The sequence below is a fragment of the Promicromonospora soli genome, from assembly GCF_014653785.1.
GTDB lineage: Bacteria > Actinomycetota > Actinomycetes > Actinomycetales > Cellulomonadaceae > Promicromonospora > Promicromonospora soli.
Genome location: NZ_BNAS01000003.1, coordinates 424720 through 443522, shown reverse-complemented (window position 1 = coordinate 443522; position 18803 = coordinate 424720). Strand labels below are relative to the sequence as shown.

General features: G+C 72.4%; 19 protein-coding genes. 7 read left to right on the top strand and 12 right to left on the bottom strand.

What is annotated here, in order from left to right:
* Positions 1-48: 48 nt before the first annotated feature.
* From IE250_RS12060 to IE250_RS12040, 5 genes are read right to left on the bottom strand one after another with little or no spacing between them, the layout of a single operon-like run.
* Positions 49-957 carry an ROK family protein gene (locus tag IE250_RS12060; protein WP_189669520.1) on the bottom strand — a complete coding sequence of 303 codons (909 nt, stop codon included), beginning with the start codon at positions 955-957 and terminating at the stop codon, positions 49-51.
* Complete coding sequence (locus IE250_RS12055; RefSeq protein WP_189669519.1) at positions 954-2717, bottom strand: dipeptide ABC transporter ATP-binding protein; 1764 nt, start codon at positions 2715-2717, stop codon at positions 954-956. The genes IE250_RS12060 and IE250_RS12055 overlap by 4 nt, the downstream gene beginning before the upstream one ends.
* The gene (locus IE250_RS12050) at positions 2714-3550 is read right to left on the bottom strand and encodes an ABC transporter permease (RefSeq protein WP_189669518.1); all 837 of its coding nucleotides are present in this window, start codon (positions 3548-3550) and stop codon (positions 2714-2716) included. Before IE250_RS12050 ends, IE250_RS12055 begins: the two co-directional genes overlap by 4 nt.
* Positions 3547-4578, bottom strand: a complete 1032-nt coding sequence (locus IE250_RS12045; RefSeq protein ID WP_229872380.1) for an ABC transporter permease — start codon at positions 4576-4578, stop codon at positions 3547-3549. The genes IE250_RS12050 and IE250_RS12045 overlap by 4 nt, the downstream gene beginning before the upstream one ends.
* Position 4579: 1 nt before the next feature.
* On the bottom strand, positions 4580-6388 hold the full coding sequence (locus tag IE250_RS12040; protein ID WP_189669517.1) for a peptide ABC transporter substrate-binding protein: 1809 nt from the start codon (positions 6386-6388) through the stop codon (positions 4580-4582).
* Positions 6389-6630: 242 nt separating this feature from the next.
* Between IE250_RS12040 and IE250_RS12035 the strand changes: the two genes are divergently transcribed.
* Both IE250_RS12035 and IE250_RS12030 read left to right on the top strand, forming a co-directional pair.
* On the top strand, positions 6631-7806 hold the full coding sequence (locus tag IE250_RS12035) for an ROK family transcriptional regulator (RefSeq protein ID WP_189669516.1): 1176 nt from the start codon (positions 6631-6633) through the stop codon (positions 7804-7806).
* On the top strand, positions 7803-9305 hold the full coding sequence (locus IE250_RS12030) for a M81 family metallopeptidase (RefSeq protein WP_189669515.1): 1503 nt from the start codon (positions 7803-7805) through the stop codon (positions 9303-9305). The genes IE250_RS12035 and IE250_RS12030 overlap by 4 nt, the downstream gene beginning before the upstream one ends.
* A gap of 78 nt (positions 9306-9383) precedes the next feature.
* Here IE250_RS12030 and ocd read toward each other — a convergent pair whose 3' ends face one another.
* Positions 9384-10412, bottom strand: a complete 1029-nt coding sequence (gene ocd / locus IE250_RS12025) for an ornithine cyclodeaminase (RefSeq protein WP_189669514.1) — start codon at positions 10410-10412, stop codon at positions 9384-9386.
* Positions 10409-11326, bottom strand: coding sequence for a dimethylargininase (ddaH, locus tag IE250_RS12020; RefSeq protein WP_189669513.1), 918 nt, complete (start codon positions 11324-11326; stop codon positions 10409-10411). The genes ocd and ddaH overlap by 4 nt, the downstream gene beginning before the upstream one ends.
* A gap of 102 nt (positions 11327-11428) precedes the next feature.
* Between ddaH and IE250_RS12015 the strand changes: the two genes are divergently transcribed.
* The 3 genes from IE250_RS12015 to IE250_RS12005 all read left to right on the top strand — a co-directional run bounded on the left by IE250_RS12015 (position 11429) and on the right by IE250_RS12005 (position 13835).
* The gene (locus tag IE250_RS12015; protein ID WP_189669512.1) at positions 11429-11866 is read left to right on the top strand and encodes an Lrp/AsnC family transcriptional regulator; all 438 of its coding nucleotides are present in this window, start codon (positions 11429-11431) and stop codon (positions 11864-11866) included.
* A gap of 70 nt (positions 11867-11936) precedes the next feature.
* Positions 11937-12578: a DedA family protein gene (locus IE250_RS12010; protein WP_189669511.1), complete on the top strand. Its 642-nt coding sequence runs from the start codon at positions 11937-11939 to the stop codon at positions 12576-12578.
* A gap of 69 nt (positions 12579-12647) precedes the next feature.
* Positions 12648-13835, top strand: coding sequence for an MFS transporter (locus IE250_RS12005; protein ID WP_189669510.1), 1188 nt, complete (start codon positions 12648-12650; stop codon positions 13833-13835).
* Here the strand turns inward: IE250_RS12005 and IE250_RS12000 are convergent.
* Both IE250_RS12000 and IE250_RS11995 read right to left on the bottom strand, forming a co-directional pair.
* Complete coding sequence (locus tag IE250_RS12000) at positions 13734-14702, bottom strand: AraC family transcriptional regulator (protein WP_189669509.1); 969 nt, start codon at positions 14700-14702, stop codon at positions 13734-13736. The genes IE250_RS12005 and IE250_RS12000 overlap by 102 nt on opposite strands.
* 13 nt (positions 14703-14715) lie before the next feature.
* Positions 14716-15180: an MFS transporter gene (locus tag IE250_RS11995; protein WP_189669508.1), complete on the bottom strand. Its 465-nt coding sequence runs from the start codon at positions 15178-15180 to the stop codon at positions 14716-14718.
* Between the two features lie 26 nt (positions 15181-15206).
* On the opposite strand from IE250_RS11995, the gene IE250_RS11990 reads away from it, so the two are divergent.
* Positions 15207-15593 carry a DUF1304 domain-containing protein gene (locus IE250_RS11990; RefSeq protein ID WP_189669507.1) on the top strand — a complete coding sequence of 129 codons (387 nt, stop codon included), beginning with the start codon at positions 15207-15209 and terminating at the stop codon, positions 15591-15593.
* A 14-nt stretch (positions 15594-15607) separates the two neighbouring features.
* On the opposite strand, the gene IE250_RS11985 is transcribed toward IE250_RS11990, so the two are convergent.
* The 3 genes from IE250_RS11985 to IE250_RS11975 form a co-directional block, all read right to left on the bottom strand.
* Entirely contained in the window at positions 15608-16531 is a 924-nt protein-coding gene (locus IE250_RS11985) for a GlxA family transcriptional regulator (protein WP_189669506.1), read from the bottom strand.
* A complete protein-coding gene (locus IE250_RS11980; protein WP_189669505.1) occupies positions 16528-17091 on the bottom strand; it encodes a cysteine hydrolase family protein in 564 nt (187 codons plus the stop codon). Before IE250_RS11980 ends, IE250_RS11985 begins: the two co-directional genes overlap by 4 nt.
* 175 nt (positions 17092-17266) lie before the next feature.
* Positions 17267-18109 (bottom strand): alpha/beta fold hydrolase, encoded by an 843-nt coding sequence (locus tag IE250_RS11975; protein ID WP_189669504.1) that lies wholly within the window; start codon positions 18107-18109, stop codon positions 17267-17269.
* Positions 18110-18233: 124 nt separating this feature from the next.
* Here IE250_RS11975 and IE250_RS11970 point away from each other — a divergent pair, with 124 nt between their 5' ends.
* Entirely contained in the window at positions 18234-18803 is a 570-nt protein-coding gene (locus IE250_RS11970; RefSeq protein WP_189669503.1) for a TetR/AcrR family transcriptional regulator, read from the top strand.

The following is an 18803-nucleotide window of genomic DNA, read 5'->3' as shown; positions in this document are numbered from 1 at the left end:
GGGTATCTGTTTCCCCCGGCGTCAAGAGCCGACACGTCCAGTCAGTCGTCACAGCCCGCTCCTCGCCAGGGCCGCCGCGCCCACCACCGTCGCGTCCCCGCCGAGCACCGCCGGGCGCACCTCGACCGTGTGCCCCGACACCGGCGGTTCGTCGCGGATCCGCGCCAGGAGCGCCGGTTCCAGCAGGTCCCAGGCGCGGGCGAGGCCGCCACCCACCACCACGCGTCCGACGTCGAGGAGCGCCGCCAGCACGAGGACCGCCGACCCCACGGCCCGCCCGGCGTCGGCGAGCACCCGGACCGCCGTCCGGTCGCCGGCGCGCGCTCGGGCCTCGATCTGAGTGGCGCCAACATCCCCAGCACCACCACCGGCGAGCTCCGCGTACCGCCGCTCGACGGAACGCCCCGACGCCAGCGTCTCCAGGTGACCGCGCTGGCCGCACGTGCACCTCGCGTCGCCGAACCCGGGCATGTGCCCGATCTCCCCGGCCGCGCCGGCACCGCGATACAGCGCGCCGTTCAGCCAGAGCGCTCCCCCGACACCGGTCCCGAGCGCGATCCCCGCCGCCGACCTGACGCCCCGGACGGCGCCCCAGGTCGCCTCGCCCACGAGGAACGAGTCGACGTCGTTCGCGGCAGTGACCGGCAGGCCGGTCCGGGACGCGAGACCGGCGCGCAGGTTCGTGCCGACCCAGGCGACAAAGGAGTCGCTCGCCGCTAGCACCTCGCCCGTCCCGGGGTCGACGACGCCCGCCGCACCGACACCGACGGCCGCCACCGGCGTCCCGGCCGAGGCCGTTGCGCGCGCGACGAGGTCCGCCGAGACGTCGAGCATCGCCTCGCCGCCTGACGGAGTGGGCGCGGTCGCCGAGGCGAGCACCTCACCGTCGGGCGTGACGACGGCGGCGCGGATCTTCGTACCGCCGATGTCGACACCCGCTGTGGCCCCTCCCGTCATCGGGCGGCGCCGGACGCGGCACCCGATACCAGCCGCAGCCGAGCCTCGCGGCGCTCGCGCTGCGCCCCCGGGTCCGGCGTCGGGACGGACGCCAGCAGCTCAGCCGTGTACTGCTCGCGCGGCGCGCTGAACACCTCGGCTGTCGGGCCGCTCTCCACGAGGCGCCCCGACCGGAGCACGGCGACGCGATCGGTCAGCTCGTGCACCACGCCCAGGTCGTGGCTGATGAACAGGCAGCCGAACCCCAGCTCCGCGTGCAGGTCGCGCAGCACCTGCAGCACCTCGGCCTGCACGGAGACGTCGAGGGCGCTCGTCGGCTCGTCGGCCACCAGCAGGCGCGGGCGCAGCGCCAGGGCGCGCGCCAGACCGATGCGCTGGCGCTGCCCGCCGGAGAACTCGTGCGGGTAGCGGCGCGCCGCGCCCGCGGGCAGCCGCACCGCGTCCAGCAGCTCGCCGACCCGCGCCCGGCGCTCCGTCGCCGACAGGCGCCGCCCGTCGCGACCGTGGATCGCCAGCGGCTCGGCGATCGACTCGCCCACGACCTTGCGCGGGTCCAGTGACCCGCCCGGGTCCTGGAACACGACGCCGACGTCGGCCAGCAGGCGCCGGCGCGCCCGGCCCCGGGCGCGCGCGACGGAGGCCCCGAGCAGCAGCACCTCGCCCTCCGACGGCGCGAGCAGGCCGAGGCAGGCCCGCCCCGCCGTCGACTTGCCCGAGCCGGACTCGCCGACCAGCCCCAGCATCTCGCCCGCGCGCACGGTCAGGTCGAGGCTCTCCACCGCGCGGACGTGGCGGCCCTGCACGCGGTAGTCGAGGCTGACGCCGCGCAGGTCGAGCACTACTTCCCGACCGCTGGCCGAGCCTGTCGAGATCTCCGGATCGTTGATCGAGCCCGTCGACCCCGTCGAGCCCGTCGGGACCGGTCTCGACAAGCTCGGCGCGCGAGTGGCCGCGCTCGCCGGCGGGGCGGCCGGGACGGCGTCGAGCAGGGTACGCGTGTACTCGTGCGCAGGATCGAGCAGCACCTGCTCCACCAGCCCGTGCTCCACGATCCGGCCGCCGCTCATCACCGCCACCTCGTCGGCGATGTCCGCGACCACGCCCATGTTGTGCGTGACGAGCAGCAGCGCGGTGTCCCGCTCGGCGACCAGCTCGCGCAGCAGGTCCAGGATCTCGGCCTGCACGGTGGCGTCGAGGGCCGTCGTCGGCTCGTCCGCGACGATCAGGCGCGGCTCGCAGGCCAGCGCGATGGCGATGACCACGCGCTGCCGCTGCCCGCCGGACAGCTCGTGCGGGTACTGGCGCGCGCGACTCTCGGGGTCGGGGATGCCGACCGACCGGAGGAGGCCGACCGCCCGTTCGCGGGCGACGGCGCGCGGGACGCGCTCGTGATTCATCACCGCCTCCGCGACCTGGTCGCCCAGGGTCATGGTCGGGTTCAGCGCGGTCATCGGCTCCTGGAAGACCATGGACGCCACGCGGCCCCGCAGGTCCACGAGCTGGTCCTCGGCAGCGGTCACGACGTCGCGCAGCGTGCCGCCGTCGGCCAGCGCGACCGAACCCGTGATCCGCGCCGTCGAGGGCAGCAGGCCCAGGACGGACAGCGAGGTGACGCTCTTGCCGGAGCCCGACTCGCCCACCAGGGCGACCACCCGGCCGCGCCGCACCTCGAGATCGATGCCCCGCACGGCGGGCACCTCGCCCGCGTCGGTGGCGAAGGTGACGTTCAGGTCCCGGATGCGCAGGACAACCTCGCTCATGCCGTCCTCCCCTTCACGTCGACGACGTCCCGCAGCCCGTCCCCCACGAAGTTCAGGGCGCACACGACCACGACGATCGCGAGGCCAGGCGGCAGGATGAGCCACCACGCGCCCTGGTAGATGTAGTTGATGCCGTCGTTGAGCATCGCGCCCCAGTCGGTCGTGGGCGGCTGGATGCCCATCCCGAGGAAGCTGATGTACGCGACGAGCAGGATGGCGTCCGCGACCTGGAAGGTCGCGTTGACGACCACGGTGCCGACGGTGTTCGGGATGACGTGCGACAGGACCGTGCGGCGGTGGGTGGCGCCCATGGCGCGGGCGGCCACCACGTAGTCGCGGGTCCGGACCGACAGGGCCTCCGCCCGGATCAGCCGGGCGGGCACTAGCCACGACACCATGCCGAGCACGACGATCATCATGCCGACCGTCGGGCGCACGATCGTGGAGAGCACCAGCAGCAGGAAGATCGCGGGGATCGCGATGCCGGCGTCGACCACTCGCATCATGACGGCGTCCACGACCCCGCCCACGTACCCGGCGACAGCACCCCAGAGCGTGCCGACCACCGTCGCCAGCGCCCCCGCCAGGACGCCGACCAGCAAGGACACCCGGCCGGCGACCATGAGCCGGCCAAGGTTGTCATAGCCGAGCGCGTCAGTGCCCAGGGGATGCCCGTCGACGCCGGGCGGCAGGTTGGCGGCGCCGAGGTCGGTCGCCACCTGCTCCGTCGGGTAAACCAGCGGGCCCAGCAGGGCGAACAGCACAAGAATCGCGAGGGCCACCGCGCCGACCACGGCCAGCTTGTTGGTAGCGAACCGGCGAAGCGCGGTCATCGCAGACCTCCCCGGGTGCGCGGGTCCAGGAGCGCCTGGACGACGTCGGCCAGCAGGGAGCCCATGACGGTGGCGACCGAGATGACCAGCACGCAGCCCAGCAGCACCGGGAAGTCGCTGCTCTGCGCGGCGCTCCAGAACAGCAGGCCCATGCCCGGGTAGTTGAACAGCTGCTCCACGACCAGCGCGCCGCCGAACATGACGGGCAGGTAGTAGCCGAGCATCGCCACGACCGGCGTCAGCGAGTTGCGCAGCACGTGCCTGACCACCACGTCCCGGTAGGCGGTGCCCTTGGCGCGGGCGGTGCGGACGTAGTCCTCGCCGAGGTTGTCCAGGGTCGAGGACCGCATGTAGCGGCTGAACGTCGCCACGATGGGCACGGCGCCCGTGAGCACGGGCAGCACCAGCCCGGCCGGCTGGGACAGCACCTCCAGGACCCCGTTGCCCTGCGGCGCAGCCGCGGGGAACAGCCCCGCGCCCTGGCTGAGCAGGAGGATGAGCAACATCCCGAGAAAGAACGTGGGGGTCGAGTAGGCCACGATCGCGAGGGTCGAGAGCCAGTAGTCGACGGCGCGGTTGCGGCGTACTGCCTGGTAGACGCCGACCGGCACCGCGATGATCACCGCGGCGACCAGCGAGAGGCCGGTCAGCAGCAGCGTCTTGGGCAGCCGCAGGCCTATCGCGTCGGCGACCGACTGGTTCAGCAGATACGACTCCCCCAGGTCGCCCGTGAGGGAACGCCCCAAGAACGAGAGGTATTGCAGCACGACTGGCTGGTCGAGGCCGTTCGCGGCCTCGAACGCCGCTACCTGCTCCGGTGTGGCCTGCTGGCCGAGGACGCCGCGGGCGGGGCCGCCCGGCAGTGCGTGCAGCAGCGCGAACACAATGACGCTGACCACGAGGATCACGGCGAGCGCCTGGAGCACGCGCCGGACCAGAAAGCGGCCGAAGCCGCCGCGCTGGGATGTGGCAAGCCCTGGCGCGGCGACTCCGGATCCTGCGGGAGATGCGGGGATGGCTGTCGTCATATCAGCCGGCCCAGCTCCAGCGCTGCGGGTGGAAGCTGGCGAGCGGGTCCTGCGTGGTGCCCTCAAGCCCGTCCTTGATCACCGACACCTGGTAGACGGGGTTCGGCAGCCACATCACCGGGAGGTTCTCCGCGCCGTACTTCGAGTACGCCCGCATCACCGACGGGTCGGTGCTCTCGGTCGAGTCGCGCATGAGGGTGTCGAGCTCCTCGTCGGAGTAGGAGCCGAAGTTCGACGCCGCTTCGGTGCCGAACACCCGCTCGCCGCTCGGGTAGCCGCCGAAGTACCAGCTGCCCGCCGTGCCGAAGAACGGCAGCTCCCAGTCGCACTCCGGCTGGTCCGCCGTGCACCGGGGGATGGACGAGAGCACGGTGTTGAGCGGTGCGCTCTCGACGGCGACGGCGACGCCCGCCTGGTCGAAGGTGGACTTGATCTCGGCGAACATGTTGTCGGTCTCGGCCGACCCGCTCTGCGACAGGATCGTGATCGCGAGCTTCTGCCCCTGCTCGATGCCCTCGCCGCACTCCTCGTCCCCGTCACCGGGAGACGTGCACTCGAGCACGCCGTCGGAGCCGGCGGTCCAGCCGTGGTCGGCCAGCAGCTTCGCCGCTGCCTCCGGGTCGAACGGGTACGGGTTCTCCTTCTGCTCGTCGGAGAGGAAGTCGCTCTCGGGGTTCTGCGGCACGGGGCCGTAGCCCGGCAGGGCGGCACCCTTCCAGATGACGTCGGAGATCTGCTCCTGGTCGACGAGGTGCTGCAGCGCCTGCCGCACGTAGAGCTGGCGGTAGACCGGGCCCATCTCGGGGTGGTTGAAGTTGTACGGCATGTAGGTGATCGACCAGCCCGCCCACGGCTCGACCGTGTAGTCCAGCTGCTCGTACTGCTCCGGCGCGTCGAGCCCCGTCGTCGGGATGTACCCGTAGTCGACGGCGCCGGACCGCACGGCGTTCACCTCGGCGTCCGTGGACGTGTACGGCAGCAGGTTGACCGTGTCGATCGAGGCGACGTCGTCGCCGTCGTACTTGTCGTTCTTGGTCAGCTCGACCTTTCCGGCGTCCGTGAACCCGGTGAGCGAGTACGGGCCGTTGATCGTCTGCCACAGCGGGTTGGAGGCGTAGGTGCCCAGGTCCTCGCTCTCGGTCACGAGGTAGTCGAAGATCGCCTTCGCGCCCTGCTCGGTCTCCGCGAGCGCCGGGTCCGGCTCTTCCTCGTCGGCCGTCTTGGCCCAGGCGTGGGCCGGCAGCGGAACGATGAGGTTGAGCTGGGAGGCCTGCAGCCACTCCGGGTTGTAGACCTTGTCGAAGGTGAGCTCGACGGTCGTGTCGTCGGGGGTGGCGACCTCGGTGACGTTGTCGGGCATTCGGCCCTCGGAGTAGCTGGCCCAGATGTCCGTGTTGGCAGAGACGAGGTCGAACCAGAACTTCACGTCGGCGGAGGTGACGGGCTCGCCGTCGCTCCAGGTGCGGTCGTCGAGGGTGATGGTCACGGACCGGCCGTCGTCGGAGAAGGTGATCTCGTCGGCGAGATCGGCCTGCGCGACGCGTCCCACCTCGCCCTCGGAGCCGTCGTAGGCGACGAGCGGCTCCCAGAGGGTGCGCATGATCGCGGAGTTGTGGGTCGCGAGCTTGCCCGCGATGCCCAGCGGCACGATCCAGTTGGGGGTCGCGTTGGCGGGCAGGGCGTAGTTCACGTCGGTGCGGCGGGCCGCCCCGTCCTCACCGGAGGACGTCGAGCATCCGGCGAGGAGGGCGACGGCGGCGGCCGCGCCGACGGCCAGCCTTGCGGCCCGTCCGGCATGCGTGGTGCGCATCTGAGGTCTCCTTGGGTTCGCGTGGCCGTCACCACCGGAGCCTCTGGGGCCTGGGCGCTTTGTTCGGCGGCCGAATGCTCCAGAACCGTAGACGCACTAAGTTCCGGACATCTATGCGGAATCCGTAACAAGACTGTTAATTCGGGAGCGCAAAAAGCGGTACTTGTTCGGATCTGGGTCGGCCGTGGTGCAGACTCGTGCCAGCACTTGTTCCATGTCGATGAAAAGTTCGAAGGAGGCCCGTGGCCCAGCTCGCGCGTCCCCGCGTCGCCGCCCCGCGGCTCGAGCGGGAGATCCTCGTGCTCGTGTCGAGCGGACGCGCACGCTCCCGCAAGGAGATCGCCGAGTCGCTCGGCATCGCGCCGTCCACCGTCTCGCAGCGGGTGCAGGCGATGCTCGCCTCCGGCGCCCTGGAGGAGACGGGCGAGGGCGCGTCCAGCGGCGGACGCCGCCCCCGAGCGCTGCGGGTGCCCGGCAGCACCGGGTACCTCGGCGTCGTCGACATCGGCGGCACCCACGCCCGGCTCGGGATCCTGCGGCACGGCGGCGAGCTCGCCACGACGACGGAGGTCGCGCTCTCGGTGGCCGACGGCCCCGAGCCGGTGCTGATGCAGGTCACGGCCGCGCTGCGGGAGCTTGCCGGTACGCCCGAGGGCGGCCGGCTGCTCGGGGTCGGCATCTCCCTGCCCGGCCCCGTCGACGTCGCCCGCCGCGCCCTCGACACGCCGTCGCGCATGCCCGGCTGGTCGGGGTTCGACGTCGGCTCCTGGCTGGAGGACGCCCTGGACGTACCCGCCGTCGTCGAGAACGACGCCAACGCGATGGCCGTGGGCGAGCACTTCGGGCACGCCCGCCGGACGCGGCACTCCGTGTCGGTCAAGGCGGGCAGCGCGATCGGGGCCGGGATCCTGGTCGACGACCGGCTGCACCGCGGCGCGGGTGGCGCCGCCGGCGACATCACGCACACGCGCATCGCCGCCGCCGGCGACACCCCCTGCTCCTGCGGGAACCGCGGCTGCCTGGAGACCGTGGCCTCGGGCGCGGCCCTGGTGCGGCTGCTCCGGGAGCAGGGGTACGACGTCGCCGCGACCGCCGACGTCCTCGCCCTCGTGCGCGACGCCGAACCGGTGGCGACCACCCTGACCCGGACCGCGGGCCGGCACCTGGGCGAGGTGCTGTGCGCCGTCGTCAACTTCTTCAACCCCGGCGCCGTGTACCTGGGCGGAGCCCTGTCCACGCTCGAGCCGTTCGTCTCGGCGATCCGCAGCCAGATCTACGAGGGCGCCCACCCGCTCATGACCCGCGACCTGGTGATCGCGCCGTCCGCCCTTGGCGCCGACGCGAACCTGGTGGGCGTGGGCCGCCTGCTCGAGGACGCGCTGGTCCCGCACGCCCTGGAGCTGGAAGGACCACGATGACAACCTCCCGCCCGCGGGTGGCGATCGCCGGCATGTCGATCGAGTCCAGCACGTTCTCGCCGCACCGCTCCGGCTGGGAGGCCTTCACGCTCCGCCGCGGCGACGAGCTGGTCCGGCACTACCCGTTCCTGGCCGACGGCGCTCCCCTGCGCGACGCCGCCGCCTGGACCGGCGTGCTGCACGCCCGGTCGCTGCCCGGCGGGGCGGTCCCCGCCGAGGTCTACGAGTCGGTGCGCGACGAGATAGTCGCGACGCTCCGCGCCCAGCAGGCCGAGCACGGGGCGTACGACGGTGTGCTCCTCGACATCCACGGCGCCATGACCGTCGTCGGCCGGGACGACGCCGAGGCGGACCTCGCGGCTGCCGTGCGCGCCGCGATCGGGCCGGGAACCCTCATCAGCACCACCATGGACCTGCACGGCAACGTGCCCCGGGAGCTGGCCGAGGCCAGCGACCTGATCACCTGCTACCGCATGGCCCCGCACGAGGACGTGTGGGAGACGCGGGAGCGCGCCGCCGCGAACCTGCTCTCGCGACTACGAGAGGGCGGCGCGCCCAAGAAGGCGTGGCTCCAGGTGCCCGTGCTGCTCCCGGGCGAGAAGACCAGCACGCGGATTGAGCCCGCGAAGAGCATCTACGCCGACGTCGCCCGCGTGGCCGAGCTGCCCGGCGTGGTCGACGCCGCGCTCTGGGTCGGGTACGCGTGGGCAGACGAGCCGAGCTGCCGGGCCGCCGTCGTCGTCACGGGCGACTCCGCCGAGGTCATCGTGCGCGAGGCCGAGCAGCTTGCCCGGCAGTACTGGGAGGCGCGCGACGACTTCGAGTTCGTCGCGCCCGCCGCTCCCTACGAGGAGTGCGTGGCAAAGGCCCTGGCGAGCGCCGAGCGACCGTACTTCCTGTCCGACTCGGGCGACAACCCGACCGCCGGCGGCGCGGGCGACGTCACCTGGACGCTGGCGCAGCTCCTGGCTGAGCCCGCGTTCCGGACCCTGCCGGAGGAGGGCGGCCGCACGGCCATCTACGCCTCCCTGCCCGACGCCTCCGCCGCGCGCGCCGTGGCCGACGCCTTCGCGGCGCACGGCGCGGGGGCCGCTGTGGACGTCGAGGCCGGCGCCCGGGTCGACGACGGCCCGCACGGGCCCGTCCGGCTGCGCGGCGTCGTGGAGCACGTGAGCGAGGGCGACCCCGACGCCGGGATCGTCGCCGTGGTCCGCGTGGACGGGCTGCGCGTGATCCTCACGGAGCGGCGCAAGCCGTACCACCTGGAGTCCGACTTCACCTCTATCGGGCTGGACCCGCGCGGCACCGACGTCGTGGTCGTCAAGATCGGCTACCTCGAACCCGACCTCTACGACATGGCGGCCGACTGGATGCTCATGCTCACCCCGGGTGGCGTGGACCAGGACCTGCTCCGGCTGGGCCACCACCGCCTGGCGGCCCCGGTCCACCCCTTCCACGACTTCGAGGCAGAACCACCCCTCCGCGCCCAGCTCCTCTGACAAACACCTTGTTGTGGGCGCGATCGTTGCGCCTAAACCGGGCAGGTAGTCGCAACGATCACGCCCACAACAAAGGCGTCAGGCGTTTGCTACCAGGGAGAACAGGTCCTTCGGGTCCTCCGGCTCCGCAATCAGGTCGAGGTGCTGGAGCAGCTCCGGCGCGTTCGCGGTGACGTCGTCGAGCACGAACTTCAGCGCGGTCCAGTCCTCCACGGCGAAGCCGACGGAGTCCCACACGACCAGCTCGTCCTCGCTCTGCCGGCCCGGCAGCTGCCCCGTGACGACCTGCCAGAGCTCGGTGACCGGGAAGTCGGCAGCCTGGCGCTGGATCTCGCCCTCGATGCGGGTCTGTTCCGGGAGCTCCACGAACACGCTCGCGCGGGCGACGGTGGCCGGGTCCAGCTCGGTCTTGCCCGGGCAGTCGCCCCCGATCGCGTTGATGAACACCCCGGCGGGCACGTCGGCGTCGTGCAGCACCGTCGCGTTCTGCTTGTCGGCGGTGCACGTGGTGATGACGTCGGCGCCCCGGGCCGCGTCAGCGGCGTCGTCGGCCAGCACGACGTCGAAGCCGAGCGCCTTGGCGTGCCGCGCGAGCTTGTCCATCGCGTCCCGGTCGACGTCGAAGATGCGCAGCGTCTCGATGCCCAGCTCCGCCCGCATGCCGAGCGCCTGGAACTCGGCCTGCGAGCCGCAGCCGATCAGGGCCAGCGTCCGGGACTCGGCCGGCGCGAGGTAGCGGGCGGCCAGCGCCGACGTCGCGGCCGTGCGCAGCGCGGTGAGCAGCGTCATCTCCGCGAGGAACGTCGGGTACCCGTTACGGACGGAGGCCAGCATGCCGATCGCCGTCACCGTCTGGAACCCGAGCGACGGGTTGAGCGGGTGCCCGTTGACGAGCTTGAACCCGTAGGTCTCGGCGTCGGAGGTGGGCATGAGCTCGATGACGCCCTCCTTCGAGTGCGAGGCGATGCGCGGCCGCTTGTCGAGCTCGGGCCAGCGGGCGAAGTCGCGCTCCAGCGCGTCCGTGAGGGCGGCGATCGCGGCCTCGGGGCCGCGGCGGGCGACCCAACGGGCGGTGGCGGCGACGTCGAGGTACGGGACGGTGGTCATCGCTGGTCCTCCTCGGGGGTGACGGTGATGGCGGCGATCGCGTCCGGCGCCGGGCGCAGCTCGAGCGTGCAGCACTTGACGGAGCCGCCGCCCTTGAAGATCTCCGACAGGTCGATGCCGACGGGCACGAACCCGCGCTCCTTGAGCGCGTCGGCGTAGTCCTTGGCGTGCTCGCTGAGGAACACGTGCAGCCCGTCGGAGACGACGTTCAGGCCGAGCACGGCGGCGTCGTCCGCGCCCACGAGGATCGCGTCGGGGAACAGCGCGCGCAGGGTCTCCTGGGCGGCGGGGCTGAACGCCTCGGGGTGGTAGGCGACGACGGTCTCGCCGGAGACGGCGCCGTCGTCGAGCACCGAGAGCGCCGTGTCGAGGTGGTAGTAGCGCGGGTCGACCAGCTCGAGCGGGACCAGCTCGATCCCCTGCGCGGCCAGCTCCAGGCGCTCGGCGACCTCCGCGTGCCCGGCGGGCGTGGTGCGGAAGCCGGTGCCGGCGAGCAGCACCTTGCCGACGAGCAGCAGGTCGCCCTCGCCCTCCATGGTCTCGACGGCCTCGCCCAGCCGGCGGTAGGCCGGCTCGCCGGACGTCTCGAACCAGCGGTCGTAGGCGGGGCCTTCGGCCGCGCGCTCGGCGTGAGTGAACCGGGCGGCGAGCGCCCGCCCGCCGACGACGATGCCGCCGTTGGCCGCGTAGACCATGTCGGGCAGGCCCGGCTCGGGCTCGATGACGTCGACCCGGTGGCCGCGCGCCTCGTAGGCGGCGCGGAGCGCCTCCCACTGTGCGAGCGCCTTCGCGCTGTCGACCGGCGAGGACGGGTCCATCCACGGGTTGATGGCATAGACGACGTCGAAGTACGTGGGCGGGCACATGAGGTAGTGCCGCGGCGTGGCGGTCCGCTGCGCGGTGGTCTGCGTCATGCCGTGAGGCTACGGCCCCGCCGATTCACAACAGGCGAACATCCGTTGCGCATTCAGCAGCGAATTCTTGCGCAATCGCACGCAGTATTGAACGATTCGTTCATGGATGCTGTGAACCGGGCGATCGTCGGAGAACTACTGCGCGACGGGCGCGCCACCTACCAGGAGGTCGGCAGCGTCGTGGGGCTCTCGGCCCCCGCCGTGAAGCGGCGCGTGGACCTGATGCTCGCGCGCGGGGAGATCGCCGGCTTCACCGTCCGCGTGGACCCGCAGGCGATGGGCTGGACCCTGGAGGGCTACGTCGAGATCTTCTGCTCCGGCATCGTGTCACCCGCCGTGCTCGAACGCGACTTCGCCCCCATCCCCGAGGTGGTGCGGGTCTCGACGGTGACCGGCGACGCCGACGCGATAGTGCACGTCATGGCGGCGAACATGGAGCAGATCGAGCACGTGGTGGAACGTATCCGGACCGTCACGCACGTGGTCAAGACGCGTACGGCGCTCGTGATGTCCCGCGTCGTCGACCGGCCGGGGGCGTGACCGGACCGGGCGCCGAACGCCTTAGGGTGTCCTAACAGGACTTTCCTGTCAGGACCGGAGGACACCCACGATGATCAGAACCACGGTGTCCGACGACGTCGCCGGCTGGCTCGACGTGCTCGGCCCCCTGACCTTCTACCTGGTCGTCTGGGGCCTGGTGTTCGTCGGAACCGCGTTCTTCGTCGGCGTCTTCATCCCGTTCCTCACCGGGGACGGGCTGCTGTTCGGGGCAGGGATCGTGGCCGGGACCACCGACCGCATCGACATCTGGGTGCTCGCGATCGGCGTCGGCATCGCGGCCGTGGCGGGCGACCAGGTCGCGTTCCTGCTGGGACGCCGGTACGGGCGGCCGTACCTGAGCTCCCGCAAGGGTCGCTGGGTACAGGCCACGGTGGTGCGCACCGAGCGGTTCTACGACCTGTTCGGCTGGTGGTCGGTGGTGATCGGCCGCTACATGCCCTGGGCGCGCGTGTTCGTGCCGGTCATCGCGGGCGTCGCGGGGATGCCCTACCTGCGGTTCCTCACGGCGAACATCTTCGGGGCGGTGAGCTGGGGCATGCTCATCACGGTGCTCGGGTACTTCGCGGCGTCGGACCCGTCGGTGCGGCCGATCGCGTACGTCGTGGCCGCCGTGGTCATCGCGGCGTCGGTGGTCGCGGGGATCCGTGCCTGGCGGCAGGACCGGGCGGGGCGCGCGCCGACCGGCGCCTGAGGTCGGGCGATCAACAGCGCCCGCCGCACGATCAACCACCGAGCGCACGCCGCGCACAGGCTGGGGACCATGCCGACCCAGAGCGCCGCACCGAGCGTACCGACCAGCGCCCGGATCACCGCCCCGCCGGGCAACCCGACCTGGACACCCGTCGTCGCGCTCTCGTTCGGGATCGCGATGCTGGTCGCCAGCGAGTTCCTGCCCGCGAGCGTGCTGCCGGCCCTCGCGGCCGACGTCGGCGTCACCGAGGGCACGGCCGGCCTGGCCGTGGCCGCGACGGCGATCGCCGGTGCGCTCACCGCGCCCAGCATCGCGGTGCTGCTCCCCCGGACCGACCGGCGCACAGTGTTGCTCGCCCTGCTCGCGGCCGCCGCCCTGTCGAACCTCGCGGTCGCCGTCGCGCCCAGCTTCGCCGTGCTGCTGGTCGGCCGGCTCCTGCTCGGGGTGGCGATCGCCGGGTACTGGTCGTTCGCCTTCGGCGCGGGTACGCACGCGGTCCCGGGCAGGAACCACGTGGTCTCGTCAGCGCTCTCGTTCGGCGTCAGCATCGCGACGGTGCTCGGCGTCCCTCTCGGCTCGCTCGTGGGCGACGCCGTCGGCTGGCGGACGGCGTTCGGCGGCGCCGCCGCCCTGTGCGCGCTCAGCGCCGTCGCGCTCGCGGTGGCTCTCCCGTCCGTTCCCGCCCACCCGACGGCGGGCCTGCGGATGCTGCGTGAGGCGCTGCGCAACAAGCGGCTGATGGCGGGCATCGGCTGCGTGGTGCTGGTCGCCTTCGGCAACTTCGCGGCCTACCCGTACATCCGCATCGCCATCGACCAGGTGGACCCGGGCGCCACCATGTGGATGCTGCTGGCGTGGGGCGTCGGCGGCGTCGCCGGGCCGATCCTGGCCGGGATGCTCTCGGGCCGGCTGCGGCAGCTGGCCGCGGCGGCGCCCATCGCGCTCGGCGCCGCCCTGCTGCTGACGGCGACCGCCTCGTCCGTGCCGGTGCTGACGGTCGCTGTGGTGCTGTGGGGCTTCGCGTTCAACATGGTCCCCGTCGCCACCCAGCTGTGGGTCACGCGGGTGGAGTCCGAACGGGCCGAGTCCGCCATAGCCCTGCAGGTCACGGCCTTCCAGATCGCGATCACCGCGGGCTCTGCCCTGGGCGGGGTACTACTGGACGGGCACGGCGTCGGCCTTCTGCTCGTGGTTGGCGCGGGCGCGACGGTGGCCGCCGGTATCGGCTGGGCGTTCATGCGCGTACCTCGCACCTGACGCCCCGCGAGCGGGCGGGGTCTCCATGCGCGACGTCGCAAGGTCCAGGGGGCCCGGCGCCACGGGTGACGGCGCGGCGCGCCACGCCAGCGGCGACGCGCCGTGTTCCGCGGCGAACGCTCGGCTGAACGCCGCGACCGAGCCGTACCCCACGTCGAACGCGACCCGCGTGACCGGCAGGTACTCGTCGGCGAGGAGCAGGCGAGCCCGGTGCATCCGCACCTCGCGCAGCATCCGCATCGGGCTGTGCCCGGTCGCCCGGCGGAAGCGCTCCGTCAGGGCGGAGCGCGAGAGGTGCACCATTCCCGCCATCCGGTCGAGGGTCCACGACTCGCCCGGCCGGGCCGCCAGGGCCGCCACAACGTCGGCGACCTCGGCGTCGGGCGGGCCGTTCGGATCGTCGCCCGCGTCGCCCGCGTGCCCCGGGTGGTCACCGAGCCGCTCGGCCGCCTGCCACAGCGACGTCACCGCCGCCCCGATAAGGCCCGCGTAGCTCCGGGCGAACAGGTCGGGGCTGGACTTCGCCTTGAGCGGGCAGGTGGTCACCAGCGCGACGACGCCGCGGTGCTCAGCGGCGAACCCAGGCAGGATCAGCGGGCTCGGCAGCGGCGCGGTGGGGACGACCTGCCGCAGGTCCCCGTGCGCGATGTCGGTCTCGACGTCGGCCGTGAGCCGGTGCGCCGTCCGGGGATCGACGAGCACAGCGTCGCCGGGCAGCACCTGCCGGCGGGCACCCGCCGTCTCGAGGGTCGCGGCGCCGTCGAGCACGAGCGCCCAGAGCGCACCTGCCCCAGACCGCGTAGCACCGGCAGGCAGCCACTCGCGCCGCAGCGCCGTCATCTCCCACTCCATAAGAAACGGAGCCATCTGGGCGCGCAGGCTATTCCCGACGCGCCCCGCTCGGCGGCTCGGCCACCCGGTCGAGCACGGGCCGCAGCCGCCCCGTGGCCATCGTGATCGGGATCGCCACCACGCCGATCAGCGCGCCCACCGCGACGGCGGCCGGGGCGCCGAACCCACTGATGGCCAGCCCGCCGACGGCGGCGCCCGTCGCGACACCCACGTTGGCGGCCGACGCCGGCAGCGACTGGGCGAGCGCCGCGCCCGGTCCGGCCAGGCTGACCACCCGGTGCTGCAGCGACGACGCCATGCCCATGGTGCACAGGCCGAGCAGCGCCAGGATCACGGCCACCGCTACCGGGGAGGAGCCCAGGAGCCAGAGCGCGACCAGGGACAGCGTCAGGCCGAGCATCCCGAGGACCAGGGCGCCCCTGAAGGCGCACCTCGAAGGCCGGCCGCCACCGGCGCGCTGAGCCGGCACGCTCCCTGACATACTGCCGATCACACGCCCGCCTCGAGAAGGAAACCATCGTGCTCATCGCAGGACTCGTACTCGCGGGCATCGCGGCACTCATCCACGTCTACATCTTCTATCTGGAGTCCTTCGCCTGGACCGACCGGAAGACGCTGGCGACGTTCGGCATGACAGCGCAGCAGGCCGAGGCCATGCGGCCCATGGCCCTGAACCAGGGCTACTACAACCTGTTCCTCGCGATCATCACGGTCGTCGGCATCGTCCTCGCCTCCGTCGGCTCGACGGCGGTGGGCGCGGCGCTCGTGTTCGCCGGCGCGGGCTCCATGGCGGCCGCGGCGGTGGTCCTGGTGGTCTCTGACCCGTCGAAGCGCAGCGCGGCGCTCAAGCAGGGCGCCGCCCCGCTGCTGGGTGTGATCGCCCTGGCCGTCGGCCTGCTGGTCTGACCCGGGGCTTGACCTCAGCCGGCCGGCCTGCGGAGGCGGCGGAGCATTCGCGGGTCCTGGAACCCGACGGTGTGCGCGGCCGACTCGACGGTGGCGCCGTGGCCGATGAGGTGCTCCGCGCGTTCGAGCCGCAGGATCTGCTGGTAGCGCAAGGGCGTCACCCCGGTGGCCCGGGTGAACAGCCGGGTCAGGGTCCGCTGGGCGACGCCGGCGTGCGCGGCCAGGTCGGCGAGCGGGAGGGCGCGCGTGAACTGCGCGTCGATCCGGTCCTGGACCCGGTGGACCGTGTCGTCGACGTGCGACCGGTGCCGCAGCATCGCGCTGACCTGTGGCTCCGTCCCGTTCCGGCGGGCGTAGACCACCATGTCCCGGGCCACCCGGGCGGCGAGGGCCGGCCCGTGGCGCATGGCGAGCAGGTGCAGCGAGAGGTCGATGCCGCTGGCGATGCCGGCGGAGGTCACCACGCCGTCGTCGCTGGTGAACAGGACGTCCCGGACCACGTGCGCCCGCGGGTACCGGGCGGCGAGCTCGTCCTGGACGCCATGGTGCGTTGTGCAGCGCCGGCCGTCGAGCAGGCCCGCCTGGCCGAGGGCATCCGAACCCGCGCACACGCTCGCGACCGTGCCGCCCGCCGCGTGATGTTCGCGGAGCCGCTCCCGCACCGTCTCGCTCAGGCGGGGCCAGGCGGTCCGGTCGTTCCCCACGCGCCATCCGGGCACGACGACGAGATCCCCCGGGCCCAGCGCCGGCCAGTCCGTACCCGCGACCAGCGGGAGGCCCTGCGCCGAGGCGACCACACCGGCGTCGGACACAGCGCCCGACACGTAGTGCAGCTCGTAGGGGTGGCCGAAGTCCCCCGCTGTGAAGAACGCCTGCGCGGGGCCCGCCAGGTCGAGCAGGTGGACCCCGGGCAGGAGCACGAAGACGACGGTGGTCACACGGCTGATGCTGCCACGTCGGCACCGGCCTCGGCCTCGAGCTCGGCGACAGTGGCGATGCGCGCGAAGCGGTCGCGGAGCACGGCCTCGGTGCGCTCCAGGATGTCGGCGGCGCTGAACCGGCCGAGCCGGTCGGTGCTGGTGGCGTCGCTGACGAACGTCACCGCGTAGCCGAGGTCGGAGCCGACCCGGGTGGTGGTCTCCACGCACTGCTCGGCCCGGATGCCGCAGACCCGCAGCTCGCCCACGCCGCGCGCGGTGAGGATCTGCTGCAGGTTGGTCGTGGTGAAGGCGTTGTGCGAGGTCTTGCGCAGCACGGGCTCGCTGGGCCGGGGCTCGCTCAGCTCGCCGAACAGCCGGACGTGCCCGGACTCGGGGTCGAACGGGGTGCCCGAACCCGGCTCGGTGTGCAGCACCCAGACGACGAGATCCCCTGCCGCACGGGCGAGGTCGACCAGCCGGTTCACGGGCTCCGCGATCCCCGGGTTGAGGGTGTCGGCCCATTCCGGGCGGACGCGGAAGGACTCCTGGACATCGATGACGACGAGGGCTCGGTTCATGACCCCAGTCAACGCCGAGCCGGTGTGACCCGGGAAGCCCGGATCAGGTCCGAGACCGGACGCATCTGGTCACCCTGGTTTGTGGGCAGGTGATCGGCAAAAGGTCAGGTGATCGGTAACCCGGGTTACCGACCACCTGACCTCTTACCGATCACCCGCGGGGGCGTCGCTCACTTCAGTTCTTGACGAACCGCAGCAGCGCCTCGTTGACCTCGTCCGCGTGCGTCCAGAGCAGGCCGTGCGGCGCGCCCTCGATCTCCACGTACTCGGCCTCGGGGAACGCCTTGTGGAACGGGCGGGCGGTGGCGTCGATCGGGAGGATGTTGTCCTCGGTCCCGTGCAGGATCAGGGACGGCTTGCCGGCGGCGCGGACTGCCTCGACGTCGGCTCGGAAGTCCTCGATCCAGGCGGAGACAACCGCGTAGGCCGCGACCGGGGCGCTGCGCGTCGCCGTGTTCCAGCTGGCCGTGACGGCCTCCTGGCTGATCCGCTTGCCGAGGGTCTCGTCCAGGTTGTAGAAGCCCTGGTAGAACTCGGTGAACCAGGCGAAGCGGTCGGAGCGGGCCGCCTCCTCGATGCCGTCGAAGACGGACTGCGGCACGCCGTTCGGGTTGTCGTCGGTCGCGACGAGGAACGGCTCGAGGGAAGCCAGGAACGCGAGCTTCGCGACGCGCTCGTGGCCGTGGTTCTTCACGTAGCGGGCCAGCTCGCCGGTGCCCATCGAGAAGCCGACCAGGATCACGTCGCGCAGGTCGAGGGTGTTCAGGACCGTGTTCAGGTCGGCGGCGAAGGTGTCGTAGTCGTAACCGGCCCCGACCTTGCTCGACTGCCCGAACCCGCGGCGGTCATAGGTGATGACGCGGTAGCCGGCGGCGATCAGCTCGCGGGACTGGCGCTCCCAGCTGTTGCCGTCCAGCGGGTAGCCGTGGATGAGAACGATCGGCTGCCCGGTGCCGTGGTCCTCGTAGTAGAGCTCGGTGGTGGTGCTGTTCTCGGTGCCGACCGTGATGAAACCCATGATTCGTTCCCTTTCCCAGTCCTTCGCCCGGCGGAGAACGGTCGTTCTCTGCCGCTGTCCGCTACAGTAGAGAACGATCGTTCTCCGCGCAAGTCGTGCGGGGACGGAAGATGGGTGAGATCGCATGATCGACGAGAAGACCGCTCGGGAGAACGTGATCCGGGCCGCGGACGAGCTGTTCTACGCGCACGGTGTCCAGGCCGTTGGCATGGACGCGGTGCGCACGGCGGCGGGTGTGTCGCTCAAACGCATCTACTCGCTCTTCGCCTCGAAGGACGAGCTGATCGTCGCCGTGCTGCACCACCGCACCGAGACGTGGGACAACGGGCTCGCGGGCGCTGCCGAGCGGGCCACGACGGCGCGGGAGCGCATCCTCACGATCTTCGACTTCCTCGACGGCTGGTTCCGTGAGCCGGACTTCCGGGGGTGCGCGTTCATCAACGCCCACGGCGAGCTCGGCGCGTCCTCGTCCGCGGTGACGGGCGCCGTCCGCGCGCAGAAGCAGGCCTTCCAGGAGTACGTCGCCCGGCTCGTGGCCGACGCCGGCGCGCCGCCCGCCCTCGCCCCGCAGCTTGCGATCCTCGCCGAGGGCGCGCAGACCACGGCCGCCATCTCGGGCACGCCGGACGCCGCACGCCACGCGCGGGCGGCTGCGGAGACGCTGCTCGACGCCGCGGCACGTGTCCGTGGCTGA

Excerpts from the sequence above, each read along its gene's own strand:
- IE250_RS12050 (WP_189669518.1), bottom strand. The coding sequence starts at position 3,550 with ATGACCGCGCTTCGCCGGTTCGCTACCAACAAGCTGGCCGTGGTCGGC.
- IE250_RS11980 (WP_189669505.1), bottom strand. The coding sequence starts at position 17,091 with ATGAACCGAGCCCTCGTCGTCATCGATGTCCAGGAGTCCTTCCGCGTC.
- ddaH (WP_189669513.1), bottom strand. The coding sequence starts at position 11,326 with ATGACGCAGACCACCGCGCAGCGGACCGCCACGCCGCGGCACTACCTC.
- IE250_RS12005 (WP_189669510.1), top strand. The coding sequence starts at position 12,648 with ATGCCGACCCAGAGCGCCGCACCGAGCGTACCGACCAGCGCCCGGATC.
- IE250_RS12010 (WP_189669511.1), top strand. The coding sequence starts at position 11,937 with ATGATCAGAACCACGGTGTCCGACGACGTCGCCGGCTGGCTCGACGTG.
- IE250_RS12060 (WP_189669520.1), bottom strand. The coding sequence starts at position 957 with ATGACGGGAGGGGCCACAGCGGGTGTCGACATCGGCGGTACGAAGATC.
- IE250_RS12015 (WP_189669512.1), top strand. The coding sequence starts at position 11,429 with ATGGATGCTGTGAACCGGGCGATCGTCGGAGAACTACTGCGCGACGGG.
- ocd (WP_189669514.1), bottom strand. The coding sequence starts at position 10,412 with ATGACCACCGTCCCGTACCTCGACGTCGCCGCCACCGCCCGTTGGGTC.
- IE250_RS12045 (WP_229872380.1), bottom strand. The coding sequence starts at position 4,578 with ATGACGACAGCCATCCCCGCATCTCCCGCAGGATCCGGAGTCGCCGCG.
- IE250_RS11975 (WP_189669504.1), bottom strand. The coding sequence starts at position 18,109 with ATGGGTTTCATCACGGTCGGCACCGAGAACAGCACCACCACCGAGCTC.
- IE250_RS11970 (WP_189669503.1), top strand. The coding sequence starts at position 18,234 with ATGATCGACGAGAAGACCGCTCGGGAGAACGTGATCCGGGCCGCGGAC.
- IE250_RS12030 (WP_189669515.1), top strand. The coding sequence starts at position 7,803 with ATGACAACCTCCCGCCCGCGGGTGGCGATCGCCGGCATGTCGATCGAG.
- IE250_RS12000 (WP_189669509.1), bottom strand. The coding sequence starts at position 14,702 with ATGGCTCCGTTTCTTATGGAGTGGGAGATGACGGCGCTGCGGCGCGAG.
- IE250_RS12040 (WP_189669517.1), bottom strand. The coding sequence starts at position 6,388 with ATGCGCACCACGCATGCCGGACGGGCCGCAAGGCTGGCCGTCGGCGCG.
- IE250_RS12055 (WP_189669519.1), bottom strand. The coding sequence starts at position 2,717 with ATGAGCGAGGTTGTCCTGCGCATCCGGGACCTGAACGTCACCTTCGCC.